We start from the raw sequence: 20,688 nt of genomic DNA, 5'->3' as shown, positions 1-20,688 counted from the left end.
GGCGCAATTTATTGAAATAAAACTGAATCTTAAGCATTAATAAAGCGGTCAAAGCTCAGATCATAAAGAATTATAATTAGATGCAAATTAAGAAATGGTTTCTTAGTAGATTTGATTAAACTAACTGATAACAGATGAATAATTTAAAACTCTCTTTGGGTGTACCCCTCATCGCTGGCTCCCTGCTGGCTTTGGCGGCATTTCACTCCTTTCATTCCACTGGTGATCCTAAGTCGGGAATTGTCCTTGAAAATATGGATAAACAAGTTCGTCCGGGAAATAACTTCATGGAATATGTGAATGGGACCTGGATTAAAAAAACTGAAATTCCTGCAGATAAACCAGCTGCAAGTGTAAGTTCCCTGATCAACGATAAAGCTCAGGAAGATGTCAAAGAAATTATAGAAAAGGCAGCATCCGGAAAATTTGCCGATGGTTCTGAAGAACAGAAAATAGGTGACCTTTATGGCTCCTATATGAATATGACTGCAAGAGACGCAGTTGGGGTAAAACCTTTGGCTGCTGATTTCAAAAAGATTGATGGCATTAAAAACCAAAAAGAACTGGCAGCTTATTTTGCTTATGCAAATAAAATAGGAAACATGGCACCATTCAGTGTCGCTGTTACAGAAGATTTTAAAAATCCTAAAAACTATATGCTGCTAACCTGGCAAGGTGGATTGGGCCTTCCGGACAGAGAATATTACTTCACGGATAACGCTAAATCTAAAGAGATCAGAACTAAGTATGTGGCGCATATTGAGAAAATGCTGACACTTGCAGGAGTTACTGAAGCTAAACCAAAAGCGTCAGAGATTATGGCTTTGGAAACTTTGATGGCTTCTAAACAAATGAAGAAAGAAGAAACCAGGAATATGGCTGGTTTATATAACAAATACGCAGTGAGTCAGCTGAATACCTTAATGCCTGATTTTGACTGGAAGGGTATGCTCACTGAAGCAGGCGTGAAAAATCCTGACAGTATTGTCGTTGCACAGGTCGCTTATACCAAAGACCTGAATGCGATTATTAAGGATACACCTCTTTCTATCTGGAAAACTTACCTGAAATGGAGCCTGGTTAAAGGTGGTGCTACTGCTTTAAACTCCGCGCTTGATGAAGAGAATTTCAGCTTCAACGGAACGATCTTGAATGGGGTGCCAAAACAACGTCCGCAATGGCGCAGAGGTGTTGGTATTGTCAATAGCTCATTAGGAGAAATGGTAGGTAAATTATATGTAGAGAAACATTTCTCTCCTGAAGCTAAAGCGCGTATGCTGGTTTTGGTTGGTAACCTGCTTAAAGCTTATGAAACCAGTATCAAGGAATTAGACTGGATGAGTCCTGAAACTAAAGTTGAGGCACTTAAAAAGATCAGTAAGTTTACCCCTAAAATCGGTTACCCTGATAAATGGAGAGATTATTCAAGCCTGAAAATCGTTAAAAATGACCTTTATGGAAACCTTACCCGTTCTACAGCCTTTGAATACAACAGGATGATGAAAAAACTGGGAACTCCGGTTGACCGTACAGAGTGGGGGATGACTCCTCAGACAGTAAATGCGTATTATAACCCGCCGCTGAATGAAATCGTATTCCCGGCAGCTATTCTGCAGCCACCATTTTTTGATATGAACGCTGAGGATGCTGTAAACTATGGCGGTATCGGCGCGGTTATCGGTCATGAAATTGGTCATGGATTTGATGATCAGGGCAGTACTTTTGACGGAGACGGCGTGATGCGTGATTGGTGGACCAAGAACGATTTAAGTGAATTTAAGAAAAGAACGAATGCTTTGGTAGCACAATACAGTGGCTTTAAAGTATTGAGTGATCTGAATGTAAATGGTGAATTTACTTTAGGAGAGAATATCGGAGATCTTGGCGGATTAACGATTGCCCTTAAAGCTTACCATGCTAGTTTGAACGGCAAAACTGCTCCGGTTCTGGATGGCTTTAATGGCGATCAGCGTGTTTTTATTGGATGGGGACAGGTTTGGTTAAACAAATCAAGAGAACAAGCTTTAAGAAAACAAGTAGGTACAGACCCGCATTCTCCTGCCAGGTTCCGTGTAAATGGAATTGTAAGGAACATTCCTGAGTTTTATACTGCATTTAATGTAAAACCTGGAGACTCCTTATACCTTGCACCAGATAAAAGAGTTAAAATATGGTAAACAGGTTTATTGCTTAGAAACCAAAAAGCCGCTGCTCCATCAGGAAACAGCGGCTTTTTCTAGTTAGATCCGGCCTGTTGGCTAAACCCGGTTGAAATTAGTTTTTAACGAATTCAGTATTTGCGTTCAGTGTAATTTCATCGCTTAACATTGCATTTGGATATTTTGAACCTAAAGCGAAATCAGCTCTTTTGATTGTTCCTGTTACTTTGAAACCAGCAGTAGCTTTTTTAGACATTGGGTTAGTAGTTACACCTCTTAAAGTTGCATCTAAAGTAACTGGTTTAGTTACACCATGTAATGATAATAAACCGCTTACTTTGAATTTGTTACCAGCTAATTTTTTAACTGAAGTACTTTTGAAAGTTAATTTAGGGAATTTCTCAGCATCAAAGAAATCAGCAGTTTTCAAGTGTCCGTCTCTTTTTTCATCTTCTGTATTTACTGAATTAATATCAGCACTTAAAGTCACAACTGCATCAGAGAAATCGTCTTTTGAAGCTGTAATTGTTGATTCAAAGTTCTTAAATGAACCTTCAACATCAGTGATCATTAAGTGAGTAACAACGAATCCTAATTTTGAATGCGCTTTATCTGCAGTCCAGGTATTAGGCCCGACAGGTTTAAAAGCAAATAGTGCAGCTGATGCCGCTAATAATAATACAACTAATTTTTTCATGTCTGTAATTTTTTATACGACAAATATGGTATTATTAAATTGTTGTTGTATTGATGTATGGTAAGAAAAATGTCAGGAGTAAAAAATATTAAACGATTAAAGGTCTTACAGTCTTAAAATAGGTAGTTGACTACATGTTTTCGGGTGTTTATACTGGTGTTTAATTGAATAATCCTGTTAGATTTGAGGTTATTAATCTCTCTCTAAATAATACGAAATTATTTGTAGATATGGCTCCGAAAAATTTACTTTGCTTTTCACACCTTCGATGGGATTTTCTATTACAGCGGCCTCAACAATTGTTATTGCGATTTGCTGAGGATACCAATATTTACTACGTTGAAAACCCCGTTTTTGATGCAAATGAGGAGCCTTACTTTTCTTTTGGAACCAGATCAGAAACTTTATGGAAGATGGTTCCGCATCTAAGACCAGGGCTCACTTCCAGCCAGATCATCAGGTGTATGAGGCAATTAATAGATGCGTTTCTGGAAAAAGCTAATCTTGAAGATTGGACATTCTGGTATTATACTGCTGCTGCATTATCCTTTACCAAAAAATATAAACCAGGATTAACCGTATACGATTGCATGGATGAAGTCTCTATGTTCAGACGTTGTCCTGAAGATATGGGGATGCTGGAGAAGAAATTAGTAGAAAAGGCCGATCTTATCTTTACACAAGGTTATACGCTCACGACCAGCAAAAAGGTGTTTCATCCCCATGTTCATCCATTCCCTTTTACATGTTCGTTAAAGGCTACTGTTCAAAACTTATCGTGGAATGACACCTTTACCGGCATGTCCCGTTTGATCAGAGAGGCATCGGCAGGGAAAAAGAGCAGGCTCAAATCCTTCAAAACTAAAACATACACAGGTCAGGCATTCAACATCTTTTAGCAGGACTTTCTTAGGTTATCAGTCCCTTTATTCCTTAATTGTTCTATATGTCAATATTCATAATAATAACGATTTAGCTCTTAATTTAGTTGGGATTGTTTAATTATTTATCTTTTAAAATATTTTTGTAACCAGAAACTACCAACTTAATTTTAACTTTATAAGCTCTATGAATTGAAATAATGACCCTACAAGCATCCAGATCCAAAAAAACAGAACACACTAATACCTCTTTCCCTATTATAGGTATAGGAGGATCAGCGGGATCTTTTCATGCCTTTGAAAAGTTCTTTTTACACGTGCCAGTCAAAAGCGGGATGGCATTTGTAATCATTATGCACCTTGATAATTCGCATCATATTAACGTGGCCGCTATGCTGCAGCCAGTGTCTGCTATGCCTATTGCTGAGGCAACAGATGGTATGTTGATTGAGCCTGACTGTATTTACGTGATCCCGCCAGGAAAAGATATGGGTATACACAACGGACGGCTTTTATTAATGGAAGCTTCCCGTTATAAAGGGGCCCATATGTCTATTGATTATTTTCTGCAAAGCCTGGCCCAGGACCAATGGGGGAATGCAGTTTCCATTATCTTTTCTGGTATGGGCGCTGATGGAGAAACCGGGGTCAGAATGATCAAGGAAAAACTGGGAATGGCGATGGTACAGGATCCTGCTACAGCAGAATATCCGAGTATGCCTAATGCAGCTATCAAATCGAATATGGCAGATTTTATACTTTCTCCGGAAGATATGCCGAAAAAATTGATTCAATATCTTAATCATCCAGTATTGGCTGAACCTGGTGCTATTGAAGATGCTTACCTGAATAATACGAACCAAACACATCTGCAAAAGATATTAATGCTTTTGAGATCACATACCGGTCATGACTTTACCCTCTATAAAAAGAATACTATTGTCAGAAGAATTGAAAGGCGCATCGCGATCAATCAATTACATGATTATATTGAATATATCAATTACCTTCGGGAAAATACAAACGAAATAGTGTTGTTGTTCAATGAGTTATTGATTGGAGTGACTAAGTTTTTCAGAGATCAGCAGGCATTTGATATTCTGAAGGAAAAACTATATCCCTATTTAATCACTAAAGATGAAAATGATCCTATCCGTATCTGGGTAGCGGGCTGTTCTACAGGGGAGGAAGCTTATTCCATTGCCATATTACTCATCGAATTTTTGGAACAGGTTAAATCAGAACGAAGACCAAGATTGCAAATCTTTGCGACTGACCTTGATCCCAATGCCATTGACCACGCCCGCTCAGGAAATTATTTCTCTAATATCTCTTCAGAAGTGTCTCCGGAAAGACTGGAACGCTTTTTTATTAAAGTGAACGACGGTTATATTGTTAAAAAAGAGGTGCGTGAAATGATTGTATTTGCACAACATAACCTGATTAAAGACGCTCCATTTACCCGTCTAGACCTGTTATGCTGTCGTAACGTCATGATTTACCTGACTACAGAATTACAGAAAAAGATTATTCCTGTTTTTCATTACTCTTTGAATCCTAAGGGATTGTTATTTCTGGGGCCAGCAGAATCTGTAGGAACCTTTCAGGACAGCTTTACCAATCTGGATACAAAATGGAAGCTTTTTCAGCGTAAAGAAGGAGCATCATTAGGCAATATGCTTGATTTCCCTTTTCATGTGGCCAGTCAGCACAATAAAAATGTAAAAATGCATCTTCCTACAAAAAACTTAAAGAACCCTTTGGTAGAGACTTTTCATAAAATATTATTGGAAAGTTTTACCCCTACTTCTCTATTGTTAAACGAGCGTGGTGATATTCTGTACATCAATGGAAAAACAGCAAAATTTATGCAGATTAATTCTGGAGAAGCTGTATTTAATATCCATAGACTGGCCAGAGAAGAACTTAAATACGCCTTAGGTAATGCACTTCATCAGGCATGGGAGCAAAAGAGTAAAGTAGAAGTTTCTGATCTGAAAATCAAAGACGGTGACCAGGTTTACCTGGTAGCCTTTAAGATTGATTATATGACAGAAATACCTATACAGGATTTACTGCTGGTTACTTTTTATGACCTGGGCTTAATTAAAAAGAGGAAAACTTCAAAAGGAATAAATATAGGTTCTGCCAAAGCAGGAGAGGTCGAAGAGCTGGAAAAAGAGCTGATTTATACCAAGCAGCAATTGCATAGTACCATTGAGCAAATGGAAACCTCTATGGAAGAACTGAAGTCTGCAAACGAAGAATTGCAAAGTACGAATGAAGAACTTCAAAGTACCAATGAGGAGGCATTAACTACAAAAGAGGAAATGCAGTCCTTAAACGAAGAACTGATGACTATTAACCTTCAGTATCAGAATAAAGCAGAGGAACTGACCCAGCTGAATAATGATATGAAAAACCTGCTGGACAATACTGAAATCGGGACTATATTTCTAGACAATCAGCTGAATATTGTTCGTTTTACGCCACAGGTCACTAAATTGTTTAATGTTATACCGAGTGATGTTGGCAGATCTATTACGCATATTGTTTCTAATTTTGACTATCCTTCTTTAGAAGATTCTATTAAAGAGGTCATTGAAAAACTTGCGGGTAAAGAACTGGAAGTAACCACCAAGAAAGATGAATGGTATAATCTGCGGATTATGCCTTACCGTACTATGGACAATTTTATTAGCGGTGCAGTCGTTACTTTTACTAAAATTACACCTGTTAAAGCAATGGAAAGCAGGCTGTTGTCGTTAATGGCCTATGTAAAAGGAACTGTTAACCTGGTACCTGATGCAGCAGTTATTCTGGACAAAGACAGAAAAGTACTGACTGCTAATGATTTGTTTTTACAACAATTTAACTTCAAAGAAGAAGAAATTACAGAACAATCCTTCATGGAGATTGTTCACAACAAATGGAAAACTGAAAAGCTTGACACTTTGCTATTGCAAACAGGTCCTGCTGATGTGTTTATACAGCATACCTTTCAGGGAGCAGGGCTTAAAGATGTTTTTGTAAAAACTCAGCCTGTAAATAAGGTTGAAGAGGGGATAGGTTTAGTATCATTAATAACTTTTAGAAATCAAAACAGTGGATAGAAGTCAAAGTTCAGCGAGAGAAAATAATACATTATTAATTGGCCGTTTATCAGAAAAACTGAAGTATAAAAATGAGAATTTTTCTTCAAAGATAAGTCTGACCCTTGACGATGTTAATGTTTTGCTCAATGAACTTCAGGTATACCAGCTGGAGCTGGAAATGCAAAATGATGAACTGAAAACTTCTTATCTGACGCTCGACAGGGAGCGGGCTAAATTTGTAGGCTTATTTGACCTGGCACCCGTAGGTTATTTTATCCTGGATTATCTGGGTATTGTTGAAGAAGCAAACCAGAACGGTGTAGACCTGCTTAGTATAGCCAGGCAAACCATTCTTCATCAAAGATTTCAGAGTTTTATTTCGCCTCAGTCCTGGGAGGATTTTTATAATTTCCTTCACAGGATGCAATACAATGACACCAAACAAACCGCAGAAATTAAACTGAAATTACCCGGTGATCAGGTGATATATACCCGCATGGAAGGACGGGCAATTTCAAGCATCATTATTACAGATATTAAATATTATATTACTGTGATTGATGTTACAGAAAGCCGTAATGCTCAACACGTTTTAAAAGAGACTAAAGAACGGCTGGAAATGACACTCAGGGCTTCTGCAACCGGAACCTGGACTATATGCGGTGAAACCAGTTCTGTGTTTCTGGACCCGCACAGCTTTAATATTATGGGCATTAAAAGCTGGGCCTTTAACGGGACGATTCCGGGGTTGATTGCATTAGTTCATCCCGATGATCAGCAACAGGTGAGTGATCAGCTTCTGGGCACTATAAATGGCGTGAAAGATATAGACCTGGAATTCAGGATCATCACAGATGATGACGACTTCAAATATATTGCTGCCAAGGGGCATGAAATTAAAATGCAGGAAGAATCCAGCTATTTTGCTGGTATATTAACAGACATTACAGAAAGGAAGAGATTAGAGCGCGAAGCGGAATTGTTGAAAAATGATCAGCAAAAGCTGATTCTTTCCGCAACACTCACTGCACAGGAAAAAGAGCGGAATATCATCAGCAGTGCGCTGCATGACAGCGTTTGTCAGCTGCTTTATGGAATTAAGTTAAATCTGGAAAGTGTAGAAAGGAAAAATTACCTGAAAGGCGAATTTAAGAATGTAAATGCCTTACTGGATCAGGTAATTAAAGAGACGAGACAAATTTCTTACGAACTCACACCCACTGTACTTAAAGATTTTGGCTTTGTTGCAGGAATTAAAGAAATGGCGCAGCGTACCAGTACAGACCATTTTCAAATTGATACTTATATTGATAGTGCAGCAGATTTTCTTTCCAAAGATGTGCAGCTTTATATTTTCAGGATGATACAGGAACTGATCAATAACTGTATCAAACATGCAAAAGCAACTAAAGCAGAGATTAAGGTCCGTTTACATTTTAACCGGGTTTCTATTAGTGTTGCAGACAATGGTATAGGTTTTAACCACTGTGCAGAACAGGCTGGTCATATCGGGTCAGGTTTAAGCGGAATTAAAAACAGAGTATATCTGTTAAACGGGCAGGTTAAATTTCATAATTCCAAACAAGGTATGGTAGTTACGATTACATTTGATAACACAGCTGAGCTTTCAGTGTAATATGCAATTCAATGAATATGAAAGCAGAAGCAATAAAAAATATCATTACGATCGGTACTTCGGCAGGCGGCTTTTCTGCCATTGCAAAATTGGTAGCAAGCTTTAAACAGGATCTTGATGCAGCGGTATTTATCGTGATTCATTTGTCGGGTAATTCAAATTCAGAAATAGTTTTAAAGGGGATTCAGAAACATACCCAGTTAAAATGCAGGGTGGCCGAAGATCAGCAGGAAATACAAAACAGAACAATTTATCTGGCCAAAGCAGATCATCACCTGTTGTTAACCAAAGGCAGAATTCTTGTGACCAAAGGTGCCTTTGAAAATCACTGGCGACCAGCTATAGATGTACTTTTCAGGTCTGCAGCTGCTGCCTATGGAAGTTGTGTAACAGGAATTATTTTAACAGGACTATTGGATGATGGCGTATCGGGAATGTTTGCGATAAAAAGGAGCGGAGGGTTGTGTATTGTTCAGGACCCTGCAGAAGCTGAATTTCCAGATATGCCAAACAGTGTATTAAATGCGATGGAAGTCGATTACAAAGTAGCTGTAAATGAGATCGGACATATTTTAACAGATAGATTTTCTCATACAGTCTGTGTGAAAAAAGAAGTCCCTGCAGACGTGAAACTCGAAGCAGAGATTACCAGGAGAATGACCACAAGTATGAAAGATTTGACTAAATTGGGTGAATTCAGCCACCTGACTTGTCCGGAATGTGGTGGTACAATGGTTAAAATAGCTAATGATGCGGTACCACGTTACCGCTGTTATACAGGACATTCATTTACAGAGCGAATTTTTGAAGATCAACAATTAAAGGGCATAGAAGATTCAGTCTGGGTAGCGATAAGAATGATGGAAGAGCGAAAAAACCTGTTGATGAATATGAGCAGGCCTGATCCGGCTGACCGGAATTCACGTGCCCATGCCATCTGAAATGAAAGAGCTGAAGGGATTCAGCTGCATATTGACAGGCTCAGGAAGATGTTGGTGGATTTGGGAAAATTGCCAGAAACAGAGGAATAGGGCAATTGGAACATAAGAAGCAATTGGAGAATAAGAGATTGTTTGGACTATAAAGAAAACTAAAGAACATTTATGTTAAGCTTAATATTAGCAGAAGATCATAACATTGTACGCAACGGGATTCGTATGCTGCTGGAAGCTGACAAGGAAATCAGTATTGCCGGAGAGGCTACGAATGGTCTGGAAGTACTGGAGATCATCAGCAGCGGTGTTAAAGTGGACATCGTACTTGCGGATATTAACATGCCTGAAATGGACGGGATAGCCTTAATTAAAGAGCTGAAAATAAAGAGCCCGGCTACGCAGATCGTTATGCTTTCTATGCTGGATAATGAGAAATATGTTTCTCAGGCCTTTTCTGAAGGTGCATCAGGCTATCTGCTTAAAAGTGTGAGTGCTGATGAGCTTATATTTTCCCTGAAGCATGTGCATGCCGGAGGTCGGTATTTATGTGCTGAATTAGCTATGCGTTTATTGAATAAATCAATTTATACCTTACCATTAAACCGGATCAATGATAATGTAGAATATTCTATGCGGGAAATTGAGATTCTGGATCTGATTGCCGAAGGGTTGACAAATAATGAAATGTCTGCCAAACTGTTTATCAGTAAACGTACTATAGAAGGGCACAGGCAAAGCCTGATAGAGAAAACCGGGGCAAAAAATACTGCCGCTCTGATTAGATATGCTGTACTAAGCGGGATTATTCAATAGGTTTTATGGGATTAATCAAGAGATTTTGATTAATCAATAGCTTATATAAAAAGCCCAGCAATTTATACGCTAGTTTCTGGGTTTCAAAATTAACCTGTGCTTTTCCCTGCTGGTCAAAATAAAACATGCCCTTTTCTGAAAGATTCTGAACTTCTTTATTTTCAAGACTGATCTGGAAAGGGTATTTTCCTGACTGATCCTGAATTGCTGATATAAATGAAATGGTTCCGGAAATACTAAAAACTTCCTCATTTCTTGCTACACTGATCACTACTTTGTTTCCAATTGCTAACCTGGAAATATTACGTTTATCGGCCGATGCTGTGCAATATACCTCACCTTTACTCTTAATATCCGGCATGATATAAAAAAGTGTATCGTTTTTGCTCACATAGGTTTTGCTTCTGAATTCAATCTTATTGGGCAGATAATAACCAGATTCCTTAGCATATACAGCTGTTTCTTTTTGTTCCGATAAATCATAGATGCTAAACAGAAAAGTATTTGCGGAAATCACATCATTAGTATCAAACACATCTTTTTTGATAATACCATTGTAAGGGCTGATTACAGGGACAATTTTGTGTTGTGTATGAAACTGAGCGTTAAAAGACAGGCTATCCTGGTAAGGGATCATAAGTGCAGCCAGGGCAATCAACAGTAAGGAGCCGCATGTTACCACCACATCCCAGTTTAAAAACCATTTCCATGGTTTGCCGGCTGTACTATTGTCTGTCTTTTTCGGATTCATCAATTTGCCATTTCAGTTAAGCCAGCCAGCATAGAAAACAAGCCAGAGAGCTAGACCTCCCTGACTTGTTCTTTTCATAGGTAGAAAAGTTATATTTTAATCAAATTATTGATATAGTCCGGTATCCTGAAATAATTTGGGTTAAAACAAGTATTTAGAAGGTGAAAGTAATTTTTAAGAGGGTTAAAAAAATCTTAAATCAATTATTTAATCAGCACTTTATATAGTACATTCATTTTCTGAATACCGACCTGTGACTAATTTAAATTAACCGATGAATATAACCTGCTATATTGTTGACGATGAGTATCATGTAATTAGTACTTTGAGAGAGTATATTAGTGAAGTCCCTTATCTTGAACTGGTTGGATTTAACAGTAATCCTGAAAAAGGACTGGTTGAAGTGAACAGGCTTGCACCAGATCTGGTTTTTCTGGACATTAATATGCCGATGCTTGACGGGATGGACTTTTGCCAGCTGATTACTACATCAACTAAAGTCGTATTTGTAAGCGGTTACCGGGATTATGCTTTTGACGCATTCAGCCATAATGCAGTGGATTATTTATTAAAGCCTGTATCCCACAAACGGTTTATGCAGGCTATTCATAAAGTGATCAGTTTTGTACCTATGCTGAGCGGGAAACCATCAGTTCAGCATATACCATCAGAAGTCTCTTACATTTACATTAAGCATGGCGTTAAAGGGAGGCTGATCAAGATAGAATTTGATGATATTTATTATGTAGAATCAAATGATAACCAGGTAGTTTTTAACCTGGAAAAAGAAAACTACATTGCCTATGTCCCTTTAAAAAATGTCCTTCCGCAACTACCAGAAACCAGTTTTCTGCGTATCCATAAATCTTTTGTAGTGAACCATAAAAAGATTAGCCATATCGAAGGAAATATGGTCATCCTAAAAAATAAAACTATACTGCAACTGGGCAATACCTATAAAGATTCCTTCTTTAAATACGTGGGTTTAAGTGTCTTAAAGACGAATAAATAAATCTTATTTTTTATATCCCTGCTGTATTTCTACTGAATTCATTATCAGTCGATTGCATACTATTTTCATTTTAATTTGTAATTAGTCTAAATAACTACTTATACTTGCAGAGTTATTTAAAATAATTCTAAATAGGTTTTTGAATGAGAATTGGTTACCTCCTTGTTATAATATTTATATATACTGCAACTTCTTATGCGCAGAACAAAACTGCTGTTAGTCAGCAGAAAAAAGAAACTGTCGGTCATAACCTGAAAGAAGTAGTGGTTACTGGTGAGTATCAGCCTCAATCCTTAAAAAATTCTGTTTACAGAACGCGTATAATTAACGCAGAGCGGATACGTCTTAAAGCGGCAACCAGTATTCAGCAGGTTTTAAATACTGAACTCGGATTCAGGTTTACCAGTGATCCTGCTTTGGGTGTCAGTGACGTGCAAATGATGGGAATGAGTGGACGCAATATCAAAATCCTGCTGGATGGTGTGCCTGTGATCGATAGAAATGACGAACGTGAAAGCTTAAACCAAATTGATATTAATACAGTAGAACGGATTGAAATTGTTGAAGGCCCGCTTTCAGTTTCCTACGGTTCTGATGCGCTGGTAGGGGTCATCAATATAATTACTAAAAAACCAGGTAAAGAAACGCTGCACATTAATGCAAGAATACAAGAAGAAACTGCCGGAAACGAATATTCCCCATTTGGTAAATCAGGATCTCACATGCAGCATGTTGGGGGAGAATGGCAAAATAAAGGATGGAGTGTCCTTGCGGGGCTTACACGTGATGATTTCAACGGATTTAATGTGCCGGGATCGCTAACCACCACTACCGAGGTTGCTTTAGACCGAAACCGCTGGAAGCCAAAATTAAAATGGATGGCCAATGGAAGACTGGGTTATCAGCATGCTAATTTTAATATCTGGTACAGGCTGAACTATCTGGACGAAAGTATTGATAGCAGAGGCGGTTATATTGTGAATGCGAATAAAGCAATCAACCAGGTATTTACGGTTAAACGTTATATCCATCAATTACAAAGTGATTACCGTTTCAACGAAAAGTTATCATTGAGTGGTTCTGTAGCCTATAATATTTTGAATCGTGCCACAAAAACCACTGAACATGATTATGCTACAGGTACGGATCAGCTGACCACGGGTCAGGGGCAACAGGATTTAGCGAAATTAAGTTCTGGTGCTTTCAGGACTACATTAGTTTATAAAATGTCAGCTCAGGTTTCTTTTCAACCGGGTATAGAAATCAACACCGATCATGCAGAAGGAGCAAGAATTAAAGGTGAACCGACTATTAACGATTACGCATTTTTCGTCTCTTCAGAACTTCGTGTAATCAATGGAGTAACGATTCGTCCGGGGCTAAGATTTATTAAAAACTCTGTTTATGATGCGCCGCCGGTTATTCCATCGCTGAATACTAAAATAGTTTTAACCGATAAACTTGATTTACGTTTAGGTTACGCTACAGGTTTCCGTGCCCCGGCACTTCGTGAGCTCTATTTTGACTTCATAGATGCGAATCATACTATTCTGGGGAATTTGAACTTAAAAGCTGAGCAATCAAACAGCCTGAATGCTTCTCTTTCTTTAGCTACAGTTGAACAAGAGGGGGTTAACGTGAAAACGGTGCTGAGTGGATATTATAACTACATTAAAAACAGAATTGATTACCTGACCTCAGAAACTGATCCTACGCTTTCTGAGCTGGTGAATCTTGCAAAATATAAGACCACAGGTGGTACTTTGGAAAATACTTTAGCGTGGAAACACTTACAGGTATCACTAGGGTTAGGTATGATTGGTACTTATAACCAATACAGTGCAGATTCAAAAACATACGGAGAATCACCAGCATTTGTCTGGTCACCAGAAATTAATACCAGTCTTACTTACAGCCTGCCTCAATATGGTGCAACGGTTAACTTATCAGCCAAATTTAATGGGACAAGGAGACAATATGAAACTTTTACCGGGGACAATGGGCAGGGTATCAGATTGACAAAAATCGGCTCTTCAACTATTGCAGACCTCATGATTACAAAAAAACTGTTTAAATCATTCGCGCTGAATGCAGGTGTAAATAACCTGTTCAATATCACTACACTCAGTAATTCTTCTTTAGGTACCGCAGGTGCGCATGGTACAGGAGGGCAGTCTATCCCTACTAGCTATGGCCGCTCTTATGTAGTCGGGCTAAGCTTTAACTGGACAAAAAATTAAATAATTTATTAACAAACCAGAACATACACAACATGAAAAAAATTACTCCATTCATCACTTTACTTTGCCTGGCAACTGCCTTCACAGCCTGCAAAAAAGATAGTGACCCAATTATTGTAACTCCTGCCTCTTCAGGAAGCACATTGACTTTAAATGGGCTGATTGGCTCTGAAGCAGGTTCAGCAGCCGGAAACAGTGTTTTCGTTGACTTTAGTACCGATAAACAAACTGCTGTAGCCCGTACTTCATGGGACCTTGGATTTTATTCAGGTGATGATTTTAAAGTAATCCTGAACCATTCTGTAGGTGCAACTGCCATTGCATTAGCTAAAACTGATTTAAACCTGGTTACTGAAGCGGATACTACAGCATTAGCAATCTCAGGTGATTTGAACCTGGGTCAGGGTGCAGGTGGTTTTGGTTATATCGATCCTGTTGATGGGGACGCTGCAACTTATTTAGCTGGTACAGTGATTAAAACAATTTCAGCGACCGATGCAGACAATAAAGTTTATATCGTAAATCGTGGTGGTACTACGGGATGGCAAAAAATCCGTGTAATCCGTGCAGGCGCTGGTTATACTTTGCAATATGCTAAAATCACTGATAAAACTTTCAAGACGCTGAATGTTGCTAAAGACGGGGCTTTCAACTTTAAATATGTATCCTTCAAAACAGGGGTAACAGAGGTAGAGCCGGCAAAAGCAAACTGGGATATTCAGTGGACATTGGCGACTTATAAAGCAAATGCAACTACACCCTATACTTTCTCTGATTTCGTACTGATCAATTTTGTGGGTGGGGTAACTGCGGCAGAAGTGATTGTAGCAGATAGCAAAGTAACTTTTGCAGATTTCGCAGAAGCTAACTTAACAGGAAAAGTATTTGTGGGTAAAAGAGAAGTTATCGCTGGTAACTGGAGAATTACTTCAGGTACGCCAGTAGGGGTGAAAACAGATCGTTTCTACCTGGTTAAAGATGGCGCAGGTAATATCTATAAATTGAAATTTGTGAGCTTCCATGAAAAGGATGCAGGAGTTCGCGGTAAATCAGTAATCGAATACAAACTGGTTAAAAAGGCATAAACTTGGTTAGTTTAGGTTGCGAAGGCGGGCTTTCATGGATATGAAAGCCGCCTTTAGTTAGTTAAACCTCAAATCATTATTCAAATAAAAATTATGAACCCGACATGATTAAAATAATCATTAAACCCACAGGGCAATAATTATTTTAATCATCAAAGGCTACATCTAACAAAAACTTAAAATAAATAAACAGATGAAACTTACTTTAATAGCAGCGGCGATGGCAGCCCTTAGTTTGGGAGCCTGCAATGCGAACAAACAAGAAGCTGCGGCAGGTTTTGCTGACAGTATTAAAATTGTATCCCTCAGCGGATCAATCAGCGAAGTATTAGCTGGTGCAGGTTTAGAAAAGAATATTGCGGGTACAGATATTACCAGTAACTATCCGGAAGGCCTGAAAGCAAAACCAAAGGTAGGACATAACAAGAATATCAATGCCGAAGGGATTTTGGCCTTACAGCCCGGCCTGGTTATCGGGATTAAAAAAGACTTTAGCCCGGCACTGGAAGCACAATTTAAAACAGCAGGTGTGAAACTTTTATTAGTAGATCAGGAGTTTTCTGTTAAAGGAACAAAAGACCTGATCCATACCCTGACAGATAGCCTGCATGTGAAAACCAAAGGCGATTCACTGATCAAAGTATTAGATCAGGATCTGGCAAAAGTTAAGCCTGCTGCCAGTAAACCAAAAGTGTTATTCATTTACGCACGTGGTACAGGAACAATGATGGTTGGCGGTACAGGTACGCAGGTGGAGAAAGCAATTGTTCTGGCAGGCGGTCAGAATGCAGTGACCGAATTTGCGGATTACAAGCCTTTAACAGCTGAGGCTTTAGTGAAAGCTAATCCAGATGTGATCTTGCTTTTTGATTCAGGTTTGAAAAGTTTAGGCGGAGCAGAAGGGGTGTCAAAAATTCAGGGGATTAAAGAAACGAATGCGGGTAAAAACAAGAAAATTATCAGTATGGACGGTGAACTGTTAGGCAGCTTTGGGCCGCGTTTAGGCGTTGCAATTCAAGAACTAGCTACTAAAATCAATTGAGTAAAAAGATAAAATTAATTCTGTTATTGCTGCTGATCTTATTATTGGTGGTCGTAGTTATCTCCTCCTGTGTAGGGGCGGTAGCAATTACGGTACCTGAGTTTTTATCTATCATAGCCAATAAAACCGGGATTTCCCAGACTATGGGTTTTAAACCACAGCAGGCAGCGGTACTAATGAATATAAGATTACCAAGGGTGGTTTTAGGAGTGTTAATTGGCGCGGGGCTTGGTATATCGGGAGCAGCAATACAAGGCCTGTTCAGGAACCCACTTGCAGAACCCGGATTAATAGGTATTTCAGCTGGTGCTACCTTATGCGCTGTATTAGTTATTGTATTAGAAGTCGGTTTTTTTACTAAACTGGGTGGTGTAATCGGTTTTTATGCCATTTCTCTGGCTGCTTTTACCGGTGCTTGTGTAACCACATTTATCGTTTACCGGATGTCTACCAGGCATGGTAAAACGGAGATTACGACCCTGTTATTATCTGGTATTGCCATTAATTCCCTGGCACTCGGATTTGTTGGATTGTTGACTTATATGGCGACAAATGAGCAGTTACCAGTCATTACTTTCTGGAGTTTGGGAAGTCTGGGCGGAGCAAGCTGGGAAACAGTAAGCGGACTTTTACCATTTATCATGATACCCGTAGTGATTCTTCCATTTTTAGCGAAGTCACTCAATGCGTTAACCCTGGGGGATGCGCAAGCATTCCATATGGGAATTAACGTAGTCAATATGAAAAGAATCATTATTGTATTGGCGACGATGGCGGTGGGTGCGTCTGTTGCAGTTGCAGGAGTTATCGGGTTTATCGGGCTAATTATCCCACATATTCTGAGGATGACTTTTACTGCCGATAACCGGCTGGTTGTTCCGGGATCGGCGATTCTGGGTGCAGCTTTGTTAACCGCTGCCGATATGGTTGCCAGAACGATTGTTGCGCCTGCAGAACTGCCTATTGGTATTTTAACTGCATTGATCGGAACCCCTGTATTTATGTATATCATCGTTACCGAACGCAATAAAAATAAATTATAAGCTATGATCCAGGTAAAAAATATCACTTATCAGATTGGGAAGAAGGAATTAATAAAAGAACTGAGTTTTGACGTGAAATCCGGGGAGTTATTAGCTGTTCTTGGTGCTAATGGCGCAGGAAAAAGTACTTTAATGAAGCTGTTGTGCAGAGAGATTTCACCAAATTATGGAGATATTATGCTTGGCGGGCAGTACTTGAAGAAATATAGTTTACCTGAACTGGCCAGACGACGCGCTGTACTTTCTCAACAAAATACGATCTCCATTTCTTTTATTGTAAATGAACTGGTCATGATGGGCAGGTACCCTCATTTTGAACATCAGCCGGGCCCGAAAGACTACGAAATCGTCAGACAGGTGATGGAGGAAACAGGTATTACGCATCTTTCAGCGAGGGATTACAATACCCTCTCAGGAGGTGAACAGCAAAGAGTTCAGCTTTCGCGTGTATTGGCACAAATCTACGATTGTCCGGATGCCTGTTTGTTTTTAGATGAACCCACGAATGGTCTGGATCTGCTTTATCAGCAGCAAGTTATGGAGCTTGCCCGCCGGCTTGCAGACCGTGGCTATTGTGTGATCTGTATTCTGCATGATATTAATTTTGCCTCTCGTTTCGCTGATAAAATATTGATGCTGAAGAACGGGCGGAGCGTAGCGCTTGGAACACCGCTGGAAGTAATTAATTGCGAAAATATACATGAAACCTTTAATATTAACGTTAAGTTAATGGCTTGTGAGGGATATAATTGTCCGCTGGTTATTCCGGCAACTATACAAACATAAAATTTATAACAATGGAAAAAGTAATAGAATTAAAGAGTCAATGGGAGACTTTCAAAGCAGAAAACCCTAAAGTACGTATAAGAGATGCCGCTAAAAAATTAGCCACTACAGAAGCTGAATTATTAGCGACTTCCATCGGTGGAGCGGTTACCCGTTTAACCAATGCTTTCCAGGACATTCTGAAAGCAGTAGAGTCACTGGGTAAAGTAATGGCTTTGACCCGTAACGACTATTGCGTTCATGAACGTAAAGGGATTTATAAAAATGTCTCATTTTCTGGCCCTATGGGGCTTTTGGTAAACCCTGATATTGATTTAAGGTTATTTATGATGCAATGGTCTTCTGCTTTCGCAGTGGATGAGAATGGCAGAAAAAGCTTGCAGTTTTTTGGTAAAGACGGCGCAGCGATTCATAAAATCTACCTGGTAGAAACAAGTGATGTACAGGCCTATGATGCTTTAGTGGCCGCATTTACTGCGCCCGATCAGCAGGAAGCTCTTTTGATCAATACAGATAAAAAGGTTGTGGTGGAAAAACCAGACTCAGAAATTGAGGTGGCAGCTTTTCAAGAAACCTGGCTTGGCTTACAAGATACACATGATTTCCATGGTATGTTAAGGAAATTCGGTGTCACCAGAACACAAGGATTGCGTTTGGCTCCAGAAGGCCATGCAGTGCTTATTACTAAAGAATCTTTGAAAGCGGTGATAGAAAAAGCTTCAGAGACCGATTTGGAAATCATGGTATTTACCGGAAGTGCAGGTTGTATCCAGATCCATACAGGTCTGGTGAAAAATCTATTGCAGACCGGCCCGTGGTTTAATGTTTTAGATCCTGATTTTAATATGCACTTGCGTGAAGACGCAATTGATAAAGTATGGTTAGTTAAAAAACCTACTTCAGATGGTATTGTAACCAGCATTGAAGTCTTTGATGAGGCTGGTGAGATTATCGTTCAGTTTTTCGGTAAACGTAAGCCAGGTATTCCTGAGAACGAGCATTGGAGGCTGATGGTGAATGAAGTAGCCGTTATTTCTTAGTTTTTGTTGCTATTAATTAAGTTTATACCAGTAAGCCCGGCCGTTATGGCCGGGCTTTTCTGATTTGCGGCCTTCTGTTTTTTTTCCTAGTTTTAGCAGCAGCTAACGCCACTCCATTAGCAGATGAAACCTTAAAAATTATTATTTAATCCTTATATTTTGGACAAGCAATCAATTGATAAAAAAGATCTTGAAAAACAGCTCGCAGCCAAAGCAGCCGTTAAATTTATTCAGCAAAATGATATTGTTGGATTAGGTACTGGTTCTACCGCTTTTTTTGCGATTCAGGAAATAGCCCTGTTATTGAAAAACGGGCTGAAAATCAAAGGTGTACCCACTTCTGAGCATACCGCGGCAATGGCATTATCCTTAGGAATTGAATTACTGCCGATGGAAGAAGTTAAATCAATTGATATTACTATAGATGGAGCAGATGAATTTGATACGCAGTTAAATTTAGTCAAAGGGGGCGGAGGTGCGTTATTCAGAGAGAAAATCGTAGCATCACTCACTAAAAATGAAATTATTATTGCCGATTCAGGTAAACTGGTCACTCAGCTGGGAAAATTCAAAGTTCCTATTGAAGTGGTACCACTGGCACTTAATTATGTGGTACAGCAGCTTGGCAAATTAAATGGTAAAGGAGAGGTCCGGATGAAAGATAACTCACCGTTTATTACAGATAATCATAATATCATTGTAGATGCAGACTTCGGACTGATCAGTGATCCTGCTGCTTTATCAGAAAGCTTAAACAGGATAGAAGGAATTCTGGCACATGGCTTATTTGTGCAGCTCACGTCAAAGATTATCATGGGAAAAGGAACAGAAACTATTATATATGCTGGAAATTAATTTTAATCCCTTTCCAGTGTTGGAATCGGAGCGTTTAGTACTCAGAAAAATTACTGATGCGGATGTTGATGAAGTATTTGCCATCAGATCGGATGCGCAGACGATGAAATATATTCCCCGCCCGCTGGCAAAAACGAAAGAAGATGCACTGGAGCATATCAATGTAGTTAATAAAGCTGTTGAAGATAATGTAGCTATCAACTGGGGAATTTCATTTAAGGATGATCCTAAGCTGTTAGGCATGATTTGCCTGATCAGAATGCAGCCAGAAAACTACCGGACAGAAACCGGGTATATTCTTCATCCTGATTATCACCGGAAAGGAATTATCAGTGAAGCATTTGCTACAGTGATTGACTATGCCTTTAATGTGCTTAAATTTCACTCACTTGAAGCTGTAATTGACCCTGATAACCTGGCTTCTGAACAGCTATTGATTAAACATAATTTTGTGAAAGAAGGGCATTTTAAGGAAAATTGTTTTTATGAAGGCAAGTTTCTGGACTCGGTTATTTATTCGCGGATTAATCGGTAGAAGATTTCTTCGCCAAACTGATTTTACGGCCTTGTTATGGAGCAGATCTGGTATATTACTGCAACACAACCTCTGCAAAACCC

Annotated in this window: 17 protein-coding genes; 15 read left to right on the top strand and 2 right to left on the bottom strand. The window is 39.1% G+C overall.

The window, feature by feature from the left end; genetic code table 11:
• The first annotated feature begins 134 nt into the window (after window positions 1-134).
• Window positions 135-2,177 (top strand): M13 family metallopeptidase, encoded by a 2,043-nt coding sequence (locus LY11_RS24280; protein ID WP_211321649.1) that lies wholly within the window; start codon window positions 135-137, stop codon window positions 2,175-2,177.
• A gap of 97 nt (window positions 2,178-2,274) precedes the next feature.
• Here LY11_RS24280 and LY11_RS24275 read toward each other — a convergent pair whose 3' ends face one another.
• Window positions 2,275-2,856, bottom strand: a complete 582-nt coding sequence (locus tag LY11_RS24275) for a YceI family protein (RefSeq protein ID WP_111636195.1) — start codon at window positions 2,854-2,856, stop codon at window positions 2,275-2,277.
• Window positions 2,857-3,086: 230 nt separating this feature from the next.
• Here LY11_RS24275 and LY11_RS24270 point away from each other — a divergent pair, with 230 nt between their 5' ends.
• From LY11_RS24270 to LY11_RS24250, 5 genes are all read left to right on the top strand, one after another.
• A complete protein-coding gene (locus LY11_RS24270) occupies window positions 3,087-3,755 on the top strand; it encodes a glycosyltransferase family protein (protein WP_111636194.1) in 669 nt (222 codons plus the stop codon).
• A 182-nt stretch (window positions 3,756-3,937) separates the two neighbouring features.
• Window positions 3,938-6,850, top strand: coding sequence for a CheR family methyltransferase (locus LY11_RS24265; RefSeq protein ID WP_111636193.1), 2,913 nt, complete (start codon window positions 3,938-3,940; stop codon window positions 6,848-6,850).
• Window positions 6,843-8,468 carry a PAS domain-containing sensor histidine kinase gene (locus LY11_RS24260; RefSeq protein ID WP_111636192.1) on the top strand — a complete coding sequence of 542 codons (1,626 nt, stop codon included), beginning with the start codon at window positions 6,843-6,845 and terminating at the stop codon, window positions 8,466-8,468. Before LY11_RS24265 ends, LY11_RS24260 begins: the two co-directional genes overlap by 8 nt.
• A gap of 17 nt (window positions 8,469-8,485) precedes the next feature.
• Window positions 8,486-9,409, top strand: a complete 924-nt coding sequence (locus tag LY11_RS24255) for a chemotaxis protein CheB (RefSeq protein ID WP_170132767.1) — start codon at window positions 8,486-8,488, stop codon at window positions 9,407-9,409.
• Between the two features lie 162 nt (window positions 9,410-9,571).
• Window positions 9,572-10,216 carry a response regulator transcription factor gene (locus LY11_RS24250; RefSeq protein WP_111636190.1) on the top strand — a complete coding sequence of 215 codons (645 nt, stop codon included), beginning with the start codon at window positions 9,572-9,574 and terminating at the stop codon, window positions 10,214-10,216.
• On the opposite strand, the gene LY11_RS24245 is transcribed toward LY11_RS24250, so the two are convergent.
• A complete protein-coding gene (locus tag LY11_RS24245) occupies window positions 10,206-10,967 on the bottom strand; it encodes an HlyD family efflux transporter periplasmic adaptor subunit (RefSeq protein WP_111636189.1) in 762 nt (253 codons plus the stop codon). The genes LY11_RS24250 and LY11_RS24245 overlap by 11 nt on opposite strands.
• A gap of 274 nt (window positions 10,968-11,241) precedes the next feature.
• Here LY11_RS24245 and LY11_RS24240 point away from each other — a divergent pair, with 274 nt between their 5' ends.
• From LY11_RS24240 to LY11_RS24200, 9 genes are all read left to right on the top strand, one after another.
• Window positions 11,242-11,979 carry a LytR/AlgR family response regulator transcription factor gene (locus LY11_RS24240; protein ID WP_111636188.1) on the top strand — a complete coding sequence of 246 codons (738 nt, stop codon included), beginning with the start codon at window positions 11,242-11,244 and terminating at the stop codon, window positions 11,977-11,979.
• A 143-nt stretch (window positions 11,980-12,122) separates the two neighbouring features.
• The gene (locus LY11_RS24235) at window positions 12,123-14,219 is read left to right on the top strand and encodes a TonB-dependent receptor plug domain-containing protein (protein ID WP_111636187.1); all 2,097 of its coding nucleotides are present in this window, start codon (window positions 12,123-12,125) and stop codon (window positions 14,217-14,219) included.
• Window positions 14,220-14,251: 32 nt separating this feature from the next.
• Window positions 14,252-15,304, top strand: a complete 1,053-nt coding sequence (locus tag LY11_RS24230; protein ID WP_111636186.1) for an HmuY family protein — start codon at window positions 14,252-14,254, stop codon at window positions 15,302-15,304.
• A 193-nt stretch (window positions 15,305-15,497) separates the two neighbouring features.
• A complete protein-coding gene (locus LY11_RS24225) occupies window positions 15,498-16,346 on the top strand; it encodes a heme/hemin ABC transporter substrate-binding protein (RefSeq protein WP_111636185.1) in 849 nt (282 codons plus the stop codon).
• Window positions 16,343-17,389: a FecCD family ABC transporter permease gene (locus LY11_RS24220; RefSeq protein ID WP_111636184.1), complete on the top strand. Its 1,047-nt coding sequence runs from the start codon at window positions 16,343-16,345 to the stop codon at window positions 17,387-17,389. The genes LY11_RS24225 and LY11_RS24220 overlap by 4 nt, the downstream gene beginning before the upstream one ends.
• 3 nt (window positions 17,390-17,392) lie before the next feature.
• The gene (locus LY11_RS24215) at window positions 17,393-18,175 is read left to right on the top strand and encodes a heme ABC transporter ATP-binding protein (RefSeq protein ID WP_111636183.1); all 783 of its coding nucleotides are present in this window, start codon (window positions 17,393-17,395) and stop codon (window positions 18,173-18,175) included.
• Between the two features lie 11 nt (window positions 18,176-18,186).
• Complete coding sequence (locus LY11_RS24210) at window positions 18,187-19,215, top strand: hemin-degrading factor (protein WP_111636182.1); 1,029 nt, start codon at window positions 18,187-18,189, stop codon at window positions 19,213-19,215.
• A gap of 159 nt (window positions 19,216-19,374) precedes the next feature.
• Entirely contained in the window at window positions 19,375-20,070 is a 696-nt protein-coding gene (gene rpiA, locus LY11_RS24205) for a ribose-5-phosphate isomerase RpiA (RefSeq protein WP_245952880.1), read from the top strand.
• Window positions 20,071-20,086: 16 nt separating this feature from the next.
• Window positions 20,087-20,605, top strand: a complete 519-nt coding sequence (locus tag LY11_RS24200) for a GNAT family N-acetyltransferase (RefSeq protein ID WP_245952879.1) — start codon at window positions 20,087-20,089, stop codon at window positions 20,603-20,605.
• Window positions 20,606-20,688 lie beyond the last annotated feature (83 nt).

Origin of the sequence: Pedobacter cryoconitis (genome assembly GCF_003259615.1) — a bacterium.
Lineage (GTDB): Bacteria > Bacteroidota > Bacteroidia > Sphingobacteriales > Sphingobacteriaceae > Pedobacter > Pedobacter cryoconitis.
The sequence above is the reverse complement of the archived record's forward strand: the minus strand, read 5'-3'. Positions and strand labels throughout refer to the sequence as shown.